15 protein-coding genes and 1 pseudogene are annotated in these 16,536 nt (G+C 26.5%); 3 read left to right on the forward strand and 13 right to left on the reverse strand.

Translation table 11 applies throughout. The features are described 5' to 3' along the window. Nucleotides 1-40: 40 nt before the first annotated feature. The 4 genes from NG904_RS17445 to NG904_RS03890 all read right to left on the reverse strand — a co-directional run bounded on the left by NG904_RS17445 (nt 41) and on the right by NG904_RS03890 (nt 2,505). Nucleotides 41-115: a zinc-ribbon domain containing protein gene (locus tag NG904_RS17445; protein WP_353846048.1), complete on the reverse strand. Its 75-nt coding sequence runs from the start codon at nt 113-115 to the stop codon at nt 41-43. 90 nt (nt 116-205) lie between these two features. Continuing rightward, complete coding sequence (locus tag NG904_RS03880) at nt 206-1,000, reverse strand: hypothetical protein (protein ID WP_252229904.1); 795 nt, start codon at nt 998-1,000, stop codon at nt 206-208. 16 nt (nt 1,001-1,016) lie between these two features. Beyond that, the gene (locus NG904_RS03885; protein WP_252229906.1) at nt 1,017-2,006 is read right to left on the reverse strand and encodes an anti sigma factor C-terminal domain-containing protein; all 990 of its coding nucleotides are present in this window, start codon (nt 2,004-2,006) and stop codon (nt 1,017-1,019) included. Then, nucleotides 1,990-2,505, reverse strand: coding sequence for an RNA polymerase sigma factor (locus NG904_RS03890; RefSeq protein ID WP_252229908.1), 516 nt, complete (start codon nt 2,503-2,505; stop codon nt 1,990-1,992). The genes NG904_RS03885 and NG904_RS03890 overlap by 17 nt, the downstream gene beginning before the upstream one ends. A 300-nt stretch (nt 2,506-2,805) precedes the next feature. On the opposite strand from NG904_RS03890, the gene NG904_RS03895 reads away from it, so the two are divergent. Then, complete coding sequence (locus tag NG904_RS03895) at nt 2,806-4,155, forward strand: DUF4317 domain-containing protein (RefSeq protein ID WP_252229910.1); 1,350 nt, start codon at nt 2,806-2,808, stop codon at nt 4,153-4,155. A 149-nt stretch (nt 4,156-4,304) separates the two neighbouring features. On the opposite strand, the gene NG904_RS03900 is transcribed toward NG904_RS03895, so the two are convergent. The 3 genes from NG904_RS03900 to NG904_RS03910 all read right to left on the reverse strand — a co-directional run bounded on the left by NG904_RS03900 (nt 4,305) and on the right by NG904_RS03910 (nt 6,778). Beyond that, on the reverse strand, nt 4,305-5,126 hold the full coding sequence (locus NG904_RS03900; RefSeq protein ID WP_252213037.1) for a hypothetical protein: 822 nt from the start codon (nt 5,124-5,126) through the stop codon (nt 4,305-4,307). 134 nt (nt 5,127-5,260) lie between these two features. Then, entirely contained in the window at nt 5,261-6,175 is a 915-nt protein-coding gene (locus tag NG904_RS17450; RefSeq protein WP_252213038.1) for an AEC family transporter, read from the reverse strand. 24 nt (nt 6,176-6,199) lie between these two features. After that, nucleotides 6,200-6,778: a TetR/AcrR family transcriptional regulator gene (locus tag NG904_RS03910; protein ID WP_252213039.1), complete on the reverse strand. Its 579-nt coding sequence runs from the start codon at nt 6,776-6,778 to the stop codon at nt 6,200-6,202. Between the two features lie 135 nt (nt 6,779-6,913). Between NG904_RS03910 and NG904_RS03915 the strand changes: the two genes are divergently transcribed. After that, nucleotides 6,914-7,756, forward strand: a complete 843-nt coding sequence (locus NG904_RS03915; RefSeq protein WP_252229912.1) for a DegV family protein — start codon at nt 6,914-6,916, stop codon at nt 7,754-7,756. Between the two features lie 226 nt (nt 7,757-7,982). On the opposite strand, the gene NG904_RS03920 is transcribed toward NG904_RS03915, so the two are convergent. Next, nucleotides 7,983-8,879, reverse strand: a complete 897-nt coding sequence (locus tag NG904_RS03920; protein WP_252229914.1) for a LysR family transcriptional regulator — start codon at nt 8,877-8,879, stop codon at nt 7,983-7,985. 133 nt (nt 8,880-9,012) lie between these two features. Between NG904_RS03920 and NG904_RS03925 the strand changes: the two genes are divergently transcribed. Then, nucleotides 9,013-9,630, forward strand: a complete 618-nt coding sequence (locus NG904_RS03925) for a histidine phosphatase family protein (protein WP_252226797.1) — start codon at nt 9,013-9,015, stop codon at nt 9,628-9,630. Nucleotides 9,631-9,865: 235 nt separating this feature from the next. Here NG904_RS03925 and sstT read toward each other — a convergent pair whose 3' ends face one another. The 5 genes and pseudogenes from sstT to NG904_RS03950 all read right to left on the reverse strand — a co-directional run bounded on the left by sstT (nt 9,866) and on the right by NG904_RS03950 (nt 16,231). Next, a complete protein-coding gene (sstT, locus tag NG904_RS03930; RefSeq protein ID WP_252229916.1) occupies nt 9,866-11,080 on the reverse strand; it encodes a serine/threonine transporter SstT in 1,215 nt (404 codons plus the stop codon). A gap of 118 nt (nt 11,081-11,198) precedes the next feature. Beyond that, nucleotides 11,199-11,450, reverse strand: a pseudogene (locus NG904_RS03935) (FAD-dependent oxidoreductase); the annotation flags it as partial. A 290-nt stretch (nt 11,451-11,740) separates the two neighbouring features. Next, complete coding sequence (locus NG904_RS03940; protein ID WP_252229918.1) at nt 11,741-13,156, reverse strand: acetate--CoA ligase family protein; 1,416 nt, start codon at nt 13,154-13,156, stop codon at nt 11,741-11,743. Continuing rightward, nucleotides 13,157-14,371, reverse strand: a complete 1,215-nt coding sequence (locus NG904_RS03945) for an AsnC family transcriptional regulator (protein WP_252229920.1) — start codon at nt 14,369-14,371, stop codon at nt 13,157-13,159. Nucleotides 14,372-15,049: 678 nt separating this feature from the next. Continuing rightward, nucleotides 15,050-16,231 (reverse strand): SAM-dependent methyltransferase, encoded by a 1,182-nt coding sequence (locus NG904_RS03950; RefSeq protein WP_252229922.1) that lies wholly within the window; start codon nt 16,229-16,231, stop codon nt 15,050-15,052. Between the last annotated feature and the right edge of the window lie 305 nt (nt 16,232-16,536).

Here is a 16,536-nt window from a genome sequence, read left to right on the forward strand (position 1 = left end):
TGTTCATAGGTACCATTTTAAACCTCACAACACTCTAAAATTATTTTCTATTTTGTTCTTTTTTATCTTTTCTACAAGATGCACATCTTGTTGGCTCGTTAGTTAATCTATTTATTTTTCACAAGCATAAGCATAAGTTCAAATTCTTTTAAAGTAAGATTAATTATTTATATACTAAACTCTTTTTCTTAAAATAAAAGTAAATTCAAATTTCCCGAGACAAATATAAAACGTCCTTATAACATGATTTATATAATAATCCCACTCCTAATATCATTAATATTAAATTATATAATATTATATTAATTCCATTTTGGGTATTGCTTTCTATTAAATTGAATAATTTTACCACATTAAAATCAATTACACTATTTAAAAACCACATCTCAAAAAAGATTCCAGTAAGTATTACATAAAATATAGGGAATATATATGCTGTAAGTTTTGTCCCAGTTATTGTTGTAATTCCAAATACAAATGTTGAAAAAGTAACTGAAGATATTAATGTTCCTAAAAGTATTATAATAATATATAATATTTTTGAGCTTTCATACACACCTATAAATCCACTTATTACGAAAGCACCATTTGTCATTCCATCCCTAATATTATTTAATCCATATTTTATAATAAGATATAAAATGCAAATACCATAGCTTATTGCAAATATTATAAAATTTATTAAGACATTTACTATTAATTTAACTTTAAAATAAGTTTTTATATCTATAATTTCCAATAATTTATTTATAAATCCCGATTCTTTATCATTAATTATTGATGTAGAATAAATTATTCCTGCTATAATCGGTCCTATAAATCCTATATATGAAAATTCACTAAGTCTTATAAAATAATCTACTCCATCTAATTCTTGACATGGAAATTTTATTTCTTCTAAATAAGGTATCATAAATACTGATAAAATTATTAGAATAGAACTTATTGTTCTCCAAGAAAACATATTCTTTTTAAATTCTAATTTTAAATATTTTTTCATATATATATCTCCTTTATTAATATTTATCTGCTACTGCACCTAGTGTAGCTGATTTAATATAAGTTTTATCTTTTAAGGCTTTTAATGATTTACTATCACCACTTACAACTACTCCTATTATCTTTAAATCTTCTTTATTAATCTCACCTTTTCCATTACTTAAATTATCAAATAATTCTTTATACTCCTTACTATAATTGTTGTCTTTTCCTTCATTAATAGCATCTATAAAATTCTTTTCAGGATTATCAATTGAATCTCCTTGGTTGTCTAAAGCTTTTATACCATATACATAGTATTCATTAAATATTAACTTATCTGAAAAATAGTAATCATTTTCAGAAAAAGTATCTACCCAATACCAATTTAAAGTCATATCACTAGGAATCATATTCTTTACTTCTTCAAGACTATAACTTTTATCAAAAGATAATGATATCTCCATTAATTTATCACTACCTATTTCATCAATATTTTCTAAATCATTTATATAATTTTCATATTTTATTGATGGATGATAAAATTTCATTACTTTTTTTCCTACTTTATTATAAGCTTCATTTGAATCTCTTGATGATTTACTAACTCTATCAAATAAATATTGTCCCATATAACCATAAACTCCATTTATTAAAGGTATATATGTATAAGACTCCTTATAATTTCCATCAATTATAGGCTTATTTTTTAAAAATCTATATCTAACATAGTCTATTTCACCAATCATAATTCTGTCATCACTTTGTATACTTCCTATATAAGCATTTGGCATAGCTACATCAAATAAAGTTCTTAAACTATCCTCTTCTTTATTATTCATAACATTCAAAATAGCGGCATTAGATATAAATAATACAAAACTTACTATAATAAACATCATTAAACTTATTATTATAGTCCTTACTATTGAAAATATCTTAGCTCTTTTAACTGCGTTATTAAAATTAGGTTTTTCTTTCATTTCAAACAGTTCTTTTAATTTTTCTTCATCACTCTTTATATCCATACTTGTCCCTCCATAACTTTTTAAATTTTTCTCTTGCTCTAAAAAGATAGGTTTTAACTGTATTTTCGTTTATTCCCAAAAGTTCCGCTATTTCTTTATAAGATAAACCCATGTCATATTTAAAGAACAATAGATTCTTATGAACGTCACTAATAGAATTTAGAATTTCATTAATTTCTTTCTTTCTTTCTAAATCCAATATAAACTCCTCAACTAAATTGTTTTCTACCAATCTTTCTTTAAAAACTTCTTCATCAATACTTAAATAAATATGTCTATTATTTTTTCTGCACAAGTCATAGTATTTATTAATTGCTACCTTAAAAAGCCATGATGAAACTTTATTAGTCTGTATACCATCAATGTATTTTAATGCTGTATAAAAAGTATCTTGTACTATATCTTCAGCATTATCTTTACTACAACCAAGCTTAACTAAATACTTATATATTATAATCATCTTTTTTTCAAACATCTCATTTATTAATTCATTGTTCATCATTTCCTCCTTCCATAAAATAATTTAGTTATCAGCTTAGATTTTGATACTTCTGTTATTATGACGTTTTAACTGCAAATATGTATACATTTATTTTACATTAAATGATAAATATCAATCTGTTAAGTTATTATAAATTGTTTTTTATATATTAAATTCTCAAATATCAGAATTTAATACTATTGCTCAATCTTCAACTTTAATTTCCTAAAGAATTAAAATTCTTTAATTAATCTAAGAAAAATACTATACTTAATAATGATGATATATTAATTAAAGACTAGATTGAGGGGTTTATATATGAGAAAAAAAGATATACTTGAGTTAAAAAGACGTTTTAAAAAAGATCATTGCACCTTCACTAAAATGTGTGGTTGTTATGTTAATGGAGAAAAGCATATTATTTTAAAATTTAGAGAAACTTTTCTAAATTTAGATGAAGATGAATATTTTAAATATTTAGAAATTGCAAGAAAAGTACTGTCTGGAACTATTGGAAATAATATTTTAGAATTAAACTTTCCCATTAATGAAGATTTTATAAATGAAAAACAGATTTCTCTTATGCAGCTTAAAAACAGTCAATTAAAGGATGATTCTCTTCTTGATGCTTTTTATCAATCTATTATAGATAGCTATGATTACACTGGTAACTTTTTAATACTTATTTTTCATGATGCTTATGATATTATTACTAAAACTACTGATAATGCAAAGCTAGATGAATCTGAAGAAGTATATGAATATTTGCTATGTGCAATATGTCCTGTTTCACTTTCAAAACCAGGTCTTAGATACTTTGAAGAAGAAAATAAAATTAAAGCTAGGCTAAGAGATTGGGTAGTTGATGCTCCAACTAATGGTTTTGTATTTCCTGCTTTTATTGATCGTAGTTCAGATGTTAACTCTATTATGTATTACACAAAAAATGCTAAAGATACACATACTGAATTAATGGAAAATGCCTTAGGTTGTTCTTCAAAACAAACCGCTACTATACAAAAAGAAACTTTTCAAACAATTATTAAGGATTCTATAGGATCTGATGAAAAAAAATCTGATAAGATCTTTATAGAGATACAAGAAAACCTAAATTCTATGGTAGATGAACATAATTCCATATATGATGATACCGATTGTGATCCTATAACATTAACAAAAAAGGAGATACAAAACCTTTTAATAGAAAGTGGAGTGCCTGAAGAAATTACTAATAAAATTGAAAAATCATATGTAGAAAATTTTGGTGATGACCTTCCTATAGCAGAAAATTTAATTGATTCAAAAATACTTAAGGCAAATGCTCAAGCAAAGAAAGAAAAGCATCTTAAAAAACAAGTGGAAATTTTACAAAACAGATTAGAACAAGCTAAACAAGAAACTGCTATAGATAATGAAAACTCTTCTTCTAAAGATATTAATGATGACAACGTAGTTTTAGAAGAAGCTTTAAAAAACAATTTAGAAGAAACTCAGGACACAAATTCAGAATATAATAACTCTGAAACTAACTATGATGTTATACTTCATGTAAAACCTGAAAAAGTACCTCAAATAAAATCACAAATAATCGATGGTCAAAAATGTATAGTTATTCCAATTAATGAGAATGAACAAACTACAGTTAATGGGCTAGATGATTTGATTTAAGTTATCCTGTTGTACTAAAAAACCTAATCTTGGTTATATATCTTACACAAGATTAGGTTTTTCATTAATAAATTTTGCTTTAATTACTATAGACTTATCTTTTATGCTACAAATTTAAAAATCATATTTATATGTGATTAATGTGAATATTAAACATCATTATTAGAAATTTGTCTAGGCCATGAAAGTAACGTCTTCCTTGATATTTTCAGTTGTTTTTCATTTGGGAAATTCAAATCACAGAAATAATTATGATAATTAGCAGTCCATACATATTTATCCCATACTATTATATCTTTTTTATGTAATTCTAACATTTCTTCAATTTTTAATTTATGCCTAAGAAGTAACTCTATTTGCACTTTTTCAAACTCATATTCATTATTGCATTCTGTATAATATTTAAATATAGTGTTCAAATAATTTAAAAACCATTGGCCATCACTATCAATAAGTATTTTATTCTGCTGTGGAGCAACATCATAATAATTAATATACTTTTGCAATCTATTGACTGTTTTATAATCTAATACAATTCTTGGATAGCAAGCCAATTCACTTTCTGTATTATGAGCATCTAAAAGAGCTGGTCCAAACACAATATCTTCATTTATATAAAACTCACCTACACTTACACCGCCTCTAACAAAAAGGCCCTCTAAAGATAAGTTGAATTGATATTCTGATACATTGTCTAATATTTCATCTAACTCTTCTTCTCCATCATCTTTTATAGGATACCCAACAATCATATTATCAGTATATATCTTTATTTTACCTTGACTATACTTATTAGGAATTATACATTGTTTGTTCTTATTTATAAGGTAACTAATTTCTTTAAGCAATTTGTTACCATATCCATCCTTACACGAATTTACTATCATTTGCGAAAAACCTAATATATCTATAGCACATACTATAGAATTAACAAGCTTTGGGTTGTCTTGATCATATCTTTGCATATTCATTCCAACACATCCTTAAATATATTACTTATATTTTAACATTTAAAATAAGCTGTTGTGAATATGTTAAATAGAAATATTAGTAACCTCAGTTGCCTAAGTAAATAGATGAATGTCAATAGAACTTGAAGTTTTATTTAAATATGTAAAACTAAAAGCATTGTTGTCATGACTATGATACTTAAAATAATAGAACATGAATTCATAGCACTAGCAAGTCCAATATCACCCTTACATTTTTCAGTGAATGCAATTGAAATTGCTGAAATCGGTGCAAATACTATAAGTGCTAATACTTGACGTACCTCTAATGAAAATGGTAAAAAATTTAGAAATACAAATGCAATTATTCCTGATATTCCAAACCTAATAATAAGATTTCTTAAAATTTTTCCAAGCTGATTTTTATTAAGATTTAATTCTAATCCAATCCCAATCATAAGCATTGCTAAAAATCCATTTGCTGCTCCTACTGTATCACTAAACATTATAATTGATTTTGGAAGTAATATATTAAATGATGATATTATAAGCATAATAATATATGTATTTAAAGGTATTGAAGAAAATATATTTTTTATAAATTTCTTCACAGTAGTTTTTCCATCAGTTTTTGCAACTGCTGATGCCATACTATATGTTCCACCAGTACAAAGGAGTGAGTTACCTGCATCAAATAAACATGTAGCTACTACCCCAATAGGTCCTAAAAAATTCTGTACATATGGCATTGCAAAACATCCTATATTGTATCCTGAAAAATTTATCATATTAAATGCTTTTTCATTATTATCATTTCTCCAAGCAACTAAATAGCCTGTCCCTATCATAATAAAATTACATATTATTCCAATTATAACCAAAAATAAAAGTGTCATGTCCATTTCAAGTTTATTGAAATTGCTTATAACTGCACAAGGCAGTGTAATATTAAGTACTATTTTTGATACAACTTTAAAATCACTTAATTTAAAAAATCCTATTCTTTTTAATAAATATCCTAGAACTATAATTAATATAAATACTCCTGCTTTTATTAATACTGCGCTCACTATACCACTTCTTTCCTTAAAAGTTCATTTTTCTTTCATACTTTCTGTATTTAATCCTTTAATATGATAAAAATTCAAAATAATATTTGTCATTTCTTTAGGAGTTTTTTCTGCATCATCCTCAATCCATCTTTTTAGTACAAACCATAATCCCCCTGCTGTAAAATGATTAAAATAACTATTTTCTGATACAAAAGTTAATTTTTTCAATTCTTCATTTGTTGCCATTGAATTTAAATATTTTAAATGTAAATCAAGCAATATTAAATATACATTATTATCTATTAGCTTTTTTAAAAACTCTTTATTTTTATACCAATATTCAAAATATGTAATAAGTAAATCATTTAATGTTACTTCCTTTTTAGCTGAAATTATTTTTATGAACTCATTGTACAATCCATCAACGTGATATTCTAATATAGCTTCCTTTGTTGCAAAATTTCTATAAATTGTTTGCCTTGCTAAATCCACATTTTCTGCGATTTCTTTTAAAGTAATCTGATTATAAGGTTTTTTTTCCATTAATTCGATTAATGAATTTACAATCCATTTTTTTGATCTTAAAGTTATAGGATTAACTTTTTCTTTAAATTGACTCATTTGTAACCTCCATTCTTATTTGTACCATTTATTACATATTATTGACTTCATACTTTACAATATTATATGATGAATACATAAGTGTTACAAGTGTACCTTTTGTAACATGAATAACATTTTTGTGAGGTGAACTCTATGAATAAAATAGCTGTTGTTGTAGATAGTACTGCTGTAATTGATAAAAAATTATTTGAAAATAATAACAATTTATATTCACTACCACTACAACTAATAATTGATGATAACTCTTTTAAGGACGGAATAGATATAACTCCAAGCGAATTCTGTTCTAAAATGAATGAATGTATCCATCTTCCAACTACTTCACAGCCCTCTATTGGAGATGTTTTTAAACTTTTTGAAGAAATAGTAGATAAATATGATTACATTATATATATTACAATTAGTTCTAAATTAAGTGGTACATTTCAAACTGGAATAGTAGCTAAAAATCAAATTTCAAATGATAAAATAATTGTTTTTGATTCTCTTTATACATCAACTATTCAAAAACAGATGACAATCACAACGTTAGAATTAATTAAAAATGGAAGTTCTATTGAAGATATTTTTAAAAACCTGGAGTATATAAGAGCAAATTCAAAAATTTATTTAGTTGTAGATAATTTATCTCATTTACACAGAACTGGAAGAATATCTTTGTCTGCTGCATCTTTTGGGAAGTTACTAAATATAAAGCCAATCTTATCTTTTGAAGAAGGTAAAATAGTATTAAAAAACAAAGTAAGAACCATGAATAAAGTATATAATAATTTAATTGAATTAATAAAAAATGAAAATTTAACTTTGAATTCAAAAATTATTATTGCTCATGCAGATGGTTACGATTCTGCATTAAAATTAAAAGAAAAAGTATTAGAAGTATATCCTAAACATACAATATTGATTGAGGAATTGTCACCTGTAATAAGTGTACATACGGGCGCTAGAAGTTTTGGAATATCATGGATATACTAATATCATGTTAATTTTGATATTAGAAAAAAGTTGTCTAAAATTTTAATTTTGGACAACCTTTTATTTATTAGACAATTCAATTATTCTATTGCAAAAAGAATCCTTAAGTTCTATCTTTATGAGTGACATTTTTTCATCATTATTCCACCAATAATCAGAAATAAAAGCAACTCCAAATCCATAAATAATCCCTTACGCTTTATAATTCGTATCAGCATTATAGTCCTTAATCCGATAAAGAATCTGCTTTAATAATAGACATAAAATTCTTAACTAAAGATGAGATTTCTTCATTCTTACGTACACAAATAACAATTTCATTTTTAAGATTGATATTATCTACATAAATTCTTGATAATTTTCCCATATTAACAAATTCTTTAACTGCTATTGAAGAACAAAAACTCACGCCATAACCAGATGTAGAAGCCATAAGTGTTTCATGCAATCCATTAAATTCAATTGCTATTTTAGGTAGTCCAATACCATAGGTATAGCAAAGAGATTCCAAAAGTACTCTTGCATGGCTTCCTTTTTCCCTCATTATAAATGGTTCCAACATAATATCAGCTAAACTAACTTTTTTATTGGCATATTTGTGATTAGGAGAAGCTACAAACCATAAATCATCATCCATTATTTGGGTAACATTAATTTTATCTATATACTTCATTGCGCCACCTCCTAAAATTGCCACATCTACCTGATATGAAATAAGATAATTAATAGCATCTTCAGTATTCATAGTGTTAATTTCAATATTTATATCTTCATTTTCTTGTTTTAAACTGGCTACCCACATAGGTATCAAAAAATTAGTTGAAAGATAATTACCTGTTATTTTCAAAGTACCATTTTTCCCTTGTTTATAATTTTTTATTAATGTCTCTATTCTATCTTCTATTTTAAAAATCAAGCCGGCTTCTTTTGCCAATTGCTCACCTATTTCACTTAAACAAATACCTCTACCTTGCGGCAAAAATAATATTATCTCATTTTCTTTTTCAAATTTTTTGATCTGTGATGTAATTGCTGGTTGACTAATTTTTAGTTGCTCCGATGCAACTGTTACGCTTCCTGTTTTAGCCACTGTATAAAATAATCTTAATCCATGTAAATTCATATTTTGTCTCCATTCATACATTTTATTTATGAATCATATAATAACATATATTATACATATAATTATTTTCCCGTTATACTCTTATTATAAATTATTGTCGGCATTACTTATAATAAATATTTAGGAGGAAAATATGGGACAAACTATTATATATTTCATTAGACATGGTCAAACAGAGTGGAATCTAGAAACACGAATGCAAGGACATAGAGATTCTCCTCTAACAAAACTCGGTATGACTCAAGCCCAAAAATTACATGATAGACTTGTTAAAGAAAAAATCGATTTAATATACTCTAGTGAAAGCAAACGTGCTTATGATACAGCTAAAATTATCAAAGGTAATCGAAATATCCCTATTCATACAAAAAAGGAACTGAGAGAAATTCATATGGGCGAATGGGAGGGCATGAAACAGATAGATATCATTAATAAATATTCTCAACCTTGGAGTGACTTTTGGAATAACCCTATACTATATGTTCCAACTGGGGAAGGTGAATCCTATGAAAAATTAAAAAATAGAGTTATACCTACAATTGAGAATATTATTAATTTAAATCAAGGTAAAAATGTGGCCATTGTAACACATCGAATTACTTTAAAAGTTATCATGTCATATTTTAAGAATCAAAATATATGTGATATTGGTAATAATTCAGATATAGAACCAGCTAGTCTTTCCAAAATATGTATTGATGATGGGATATCTAAAATATTATTGTATGGCGATATATCTCATTATAAATAATAAAAAATATAAGCTAGAATAAAATAATCCACGACAATACTTGCATTAGTATTGTGAACTGCCCCATGTCTACTTGACAGGGGGCAGTTCATTGTGGTTGGTTTCATTGTTGATGTCAGGCATATAAAATTATTAAACTATTTATAATAACCTAACATAAAAAACTCTCACCTGTATATTTAATACAAGTAAGAGTTCTACTAAAATAAACTTTTATTAGTTAACTAAACTATTATTATGATTTTAACTTATGTTTTTGTACAAAGTCAGCTACTGCAGTGTAAAGTACATCTGTTGAAGAATTAAGTGCAGTTTCACAAGAATCTTGTATAACTCCAATTACAAATCCAACACCAACTACCTGCATAGCAATATCATTTGGAATACCAAATAAACTACAAGCAAGTGGTACTAATAATAATGATCCTCCTGCTACTCCTGAAGTTCCACATGCACTGACAGCTGATAATAAAGTAAGTATTATAGTGGTTCCAATATCTACTGTTATACCTAGAGTATTAGTTGCAGCAAGTGCTAATACTGATATAGTTATAGCAGCGCCTCCCATATTTATAGTTGCTCCAAGCGGTATAGAAATTGAATATGTATCTTCGTTTAGTCCAAGCTCCTTACATAATTTCATATTTACAGGTATATTAGCCGCTGAACTACGAGTGAAAAATGCTGTAATCCCACTATCTTTTAAGCATTTAATAACAAGGGGATATGGATTTTTACGTATTGCTATAAAAGTTATTATTGGGTTTACCACTAAAGCAAAAAATGCCATACATCCAACTAATACTAATATCAATTGTCCGTATTTAAGTAATGATTCTATCCCTTGCTTAGATATGCTATCAAATACAAGTCCCATTATTCCAAATGGAGCTAAATTAATTATCCATCTTACTACTTGTGATATAGCATCTGAAATATTTACTATAACTTCCTTAGAACCTTCATTAGCATTTTTTAGAGCAAGACCTAAAATTACTGCCCAAAATAATATTCCTATATAATTAGCATTAGAAAGTGCATTAACTGGATTAGATACTATACTCATTAATAAATTATTTAATACTTCTCCTACTCCACTTGGTGGTGTTAAGTTTTCTACACTTGTTGTAAGAACTAATTTAATAGGGAATAGAAAACTACCAATAACTCCAACTACTCCTGCTGAAAGTGTTCCTAAAAGATATAGTAATATAACTGACTTCATATTAGTCTTTTTACCTTCTTTATACTGAGAAAGTGCAGCCATTACTAAGAAAAATACTAATAATGGAGCTATTGCCTTTAATGCACCTACAAATAATGATCCCAATATTGATATTGGCGCCCCTAAATTTGGAATTGTTAATGCAATTATTATTCCTAATATTAGACCTAATATTATTCTTTTAACTAAACTTATATTATTCCATTTCTCTATTAATCTTTTCATTTTGCCCCCTTATATTTGTCATATTGTTAAAAAACATAATAAAACAATATCATAATATTGTTTTTTCCGCAATAAAAATAATATCATAATGTTGTTTTTTCACAATAAAAATAATATTATATGCTGGTTTTTCTTCAAAGTCACATTCTATTTTTCTTTCTTCAATAATTTCTTTATACTTTTTTATAGCAAATTCATTTGCCATTGGGTATTGCCTAGCATTTTCTTCTCCAAATTCAGATATTAATTTATGGTAAATTAAGTCATGTTGAGATGTTATCTTTGCAGTAGTATTTTTTGTATTTCCCCTTGCTATTTCATCTGCATCAATTAAAACTGTATCTTTACCATTTTGCTTTAACATATATGCTTAAAATCACCTCATTTTTAATATTCCATTTTTAAAAAAATATATACAATTATGTGTTTTAATTAATATACCTAAAAGTTCATAAAATATATTTATAACTCAAAAAAATAGTAGTCCACATGAAACTACTATTTCTTATCATAACAATAATTTTACTTTCTCTAACGAAAATTATTCTTTCAACTTCATTTATTAAGATGGAACTGTACTCATTTTAGTGTTCCTAAATTCAATTTCTTAGTTCACTTTGCTTATGCATATATTAACACTCTACAAAAGCAGTATCTACATTAAATATCCCCTTTAATTTTTCCATATTTCCATAATGCCAACATAGCATTTACTGATTGTTCTGCTGTTGGATATGCTGGTATCCCATGATCTCTTAATTTCATTATTGCTCTATGACACTCTTCTCCACCTTGACATTCCATAATAAATGGTTTATTTAAGTGCTTATATGTCTCATGAAGTTCTATTACAATATCAACTACGGCATCAACATCTGTTACTGCTGTTGGACAAATTGATCCTAAAACGCCATTTACATTTGGATCTCTCATAGCCTGTGTAAATGCACCTTTATATTGTATTGGAGATGCTGTTCCTGAAATATCTACTGGATTTAATGGTGATCCAAACATAGGCATATAAGCCTTAATTCTTTCTCCAAGCCCTGGTGATATTTCCTTTAATTCTTTAAGTGGCATTCCACATCTTTCAAAATGGTCACAACTTAATAATCCAGATCCTCCCCCATTAGTTATCATAACAACGTTTTCACCTTTTAATGAAGGCTCACTTCCAAGTGCTAAAGAAATATCTAGAAATTCTTGCCATGTTGTTGCCCTTATTGCGCCTGCTTCTTCAAATATTTTATCATAATATGCATCATCAGTTCCTTCATTTTCAGATGCAGTATGTGCAAAAGCTGCTTTAACTCCTATCTTAGATCCACCAACTTTTATTGTAACTATTGGTTTTTTATGATTAAACTTCTTACATACATCTATAAATGCTTCTGGACTATCTAATCCTTCAATATATACTGATAAACATTTAGTATTTTCATCTATTCCTGCATAACTTATAAATTCACAAAAATCTACATCAGCTTTATTACCAAGACCAACAAAGAAGCTCATTCCAAAGTGGTCACTTTGAGAGGTTCCAAGCGCTGCTAAAAGGTTAGCACCTGATTGTGAAATCATAGCCACTGGCCCCTTGATTGGTAAATACGGTATAAATCCACAATTAAAATTCAAATAAGGACTTCCCATTCCAACAAGATTTGGACCTATCAATGGTAGTTCATTATCTCTACAATATTGAGTTAATTCATTTTGAAGTTCTCCTCTTCCAATTTCCTTGAATGCACTAGTTGCTATAACAACTATTTTGACTTTCTTCTCAACGCATTGTTTAAGTATCATTTTTACAATATGAGCTGGAACTGCTATAAAAACTAAATCTATTTCATCTGGAATATCAATTACTCTCTTATAAGCTTTTAAGTTACATACATAATCAGCTCTAGGATTTACTGGATATATTTTGCCTTTATATCCCCAATTATTTAATCCTTGAATTACCTTATATCCAACTTTAGTATCATATCTACTAGCACCTACAACAGCTATTGATTTAGGATTCAACGCATACTTTAAGTTATTAACTACATAATCACGAGCAAATTCAACCTTCATTTATTTCTCCTCCTCTACACTATTACAGCATCTTACTGTATTATATTGTGTTCTATCTTGAAGGAAATCATCTGTAAATACACATTCTTCCCAATATCCATTTTCATCATCTAAACGACATACCCATCTTCTATATTGCCTTTTAGTATCAGCTTCCTTAATTTCTTCAATCTCTCCATATCCATCTAATATGTCTCTTATTTTATCTAAATCAGTTAATTCATTATAAGCAGCAACCATTATGTCATATAAAGAATCGCTAAATTCTAATACATTATTTAATTCTGGTATTTCTGATAATTCATCAACAATTTCAGCCTTTCTAGCACTAGGTATTATTTGGAATAATCTTATCAAATACATCTTCATGCTTAAACCTAAAGCTCTAAAGTTTAAATAAATCATTGGAAGTATTATTCTCTTATCATCAACTATTTTAATCAAATCTTTTTTCATAGTTTCACTATCTAATCCTGATAACTGTGCTAAAACATCATAATCTAACATATCACCAATTGATTCTGTACTATTTATAGCATCTATTATTGCAAAATCTATTTCATCTATTTTATCTTGAACTTCAAATAATTTTTTTATCTGATCTTTTCCCCATACATGTTTTCTATATCCATCACCTTTAACATCCCACATATTCACATTTGATTCTCTTACGTCTCTTCTTATAGGACATAAATGTACGTAGTCAACATATTCATTTTCCTTCCATGGAGCTATTACATCACTCAATAAATTATCCAATACTCTCATATGATTTCCATTAAAGAAATCAAATTCACCATCTGTTTCATATCCTGTACATATGTCATCTTTATCTTGGAACCATTTAGAAAGAACTGCCTTTTGTTCCTTAGTAGTACCTTCTTTTAGTTTAACTACCCAATAATAAAGCCCCCAACCATAAACTTGGGTAGCTGGATTCATAACAAACATAATCAAATGCTCATCATACATTCTTCTAATTCTCTTTTTTATTTCTTCTTTCTCTACTTTAGTTACCTCTGAGATATAATTTAAATTAAAAACTTCAGGATATATTTGATAGCATGACTTAGCAATATTATAAGCACTCATTTCTGCACTATCTAAAGGTACAGTACCATTTTCAGTAAATCCAATTCCTCTAGGTCTAAAAAAGTAATTGTCCATCCAACCTTGTCTTTCTTCAGTGCCCAATTCATAATTTTTATCTGACATACCTTCAACTCCTTAAATTTTTATATTAATAAGTTAGTGTTTTATATTTAGAACACACAAAATAACTGAACTGTACTCATTTTAGAATTCCTAAGTTCAATTACTCCCCATGTTTTATTTATTCATATATAAAAATCATCATAAAGCATCACTTATTAATAATTTATATTATTTTTAATATTTTTTAGAAATATTAACTACATTACATACATATTACTAATAAAAAAAAGTATGCAGTTCTTTCGAAATGATTTTCAAATCATTTCGAAAGAACTCATTTTTAGTTGTTTCTTAATTTATGCATTATATTTTGCATCAATTTATGGAAATAATATTAATATGCATAAAAAAGGAATTCAATTCTTATTTAGATTGAATTCCTTTTTTTCATTTACCAATGTGTATCAAAATTGTTTTGATGCAACTCTTTCAATATTCATTATATTAAAAGTACAATTATCAATTTAAAAACATAATTTTAAACTAATTAGACTTTTCTATTGCTTTCTCTGTAATAATTTCCTTCTGTTCTTTATATTCTTCTGAACTCACATCTCCGAGATTGGTATAGTTTAACTCAAAGCTTTTCAGAAAACCACGGACCAAACATATAGTATTCTTAAATATAAAAATATTAATATCTAAAATATAATTTTAAGATATTAATATTTTTCTAAGTTATTCGGTATATAAATATTTTCTTGTCATTGGTAATTCATTATTTAATCCTTTTGTAAATAAAAATTGATGTAAATCTATTACTCCATAATTAAATGAAGCTGCACAAGAATTTAAATATAATCTCCACATTCTAATAAATTTATCATCAAATCCCATTTCCTTAATTTTATCTAAATTATCTTCAAAACTTTTAGCCCAACATTCTAATGTTTTACCATAATGTAATCTTAAACTTTCTAAATCTACTAAATGTAAATCTTCTTCTGCCATATTATAAACTAGCTCTCTAATTGATGGTATGTATCCTCCTGGAAATATGTATTTTTTTATCCATTGATTTGCTTCGCCTTCAGTTTGATCAGTTATACAGTGAAGTAAAGATACCCCGTTTTCTTCTAATAAATTATTTATAGTTTCCATATAAACAGGTATGTTTTTTCTACCAACATGCTCTAGCATACCTACACTACAAATCCTATTAAATTTTTCACCTGTTTTTAATAATTCTCTATAATCCATCAGTCTAACTTCTACTTGATTTTCAAGATTATTTTCTTTTATTCTTTCATTTACTTTGGAAAATTGTTCTTCACTTAAAGTTATTCCAAGCGCCTTAACACCATATTTTTTTGCAGCAGTTATTATAAGTTCTCCCCAACCACAACCTATATCTAATAATTTCTCTCCTGGATGTAAATTTAATTTTCTTAATATATGATCAACCTTATTTAATTGTGCTTCATATAGGGAATCTTTAGAAGATTTAAAATAAGCACAAGAATAACTCATGGTTTTGTCTAACCATAATTTATAAAAATCATTACCTAAATCATAATGATATTTTATGTCTTCTTTACTATTTTTTATAGAATTTGGCTTAACTTTATATAATTTTTCAAATAATGATGACTTATTTAAAAAACTATTTTTATTCTTATAAGCAGATTCTATAATTTCTTGAATATTTCCTTTGAAATCTATAATATTATTCATATATGCTTCACCAAAAGTTAAGAAAGGATCTTTTAAAATATTACTTTTTGGTAAACGTTCATTTATTATTATTTTGAACTTTATATCTCCTTCACCAAATTTTTCAGTCGTTCCATCCCAAAACTGTACTTCAAATGTGTCTGAGAATATACATTCTAAAAATTTCTTCAAAAATAACTTTTCCATATTTAATCTCCTATAAGCAATTTTGCAAAGGCTAGCCAAAACATTTATTTACATACTTATAGTAATTACTTAGTATTAAATGGTCAATTACCATTTTAGGTATTATAATTAAGTAATTTAATGTAAATAAAAAATAATATTAGCTACGCACTGGTCTGACCAGTGTGTAGTTAAAAATAAGGTTTGCTTTAATTATTTTATCTTTAATAGTAATATAGTTTAATAATTTATATTATTTTTAATATTTTTAGAAATATTAACTACATTACATACATACTACTAATAAAAAAATATGCAGTCGATTT

The organism is Clostridium sp. ZBS15, from assembly GCF_023845705.1.
Lineage (GTDB): Bacteria > Bacillota > Clostridia > Clostridiales > Clostridiaceae > Clostridium > Clostridium aquiflavi.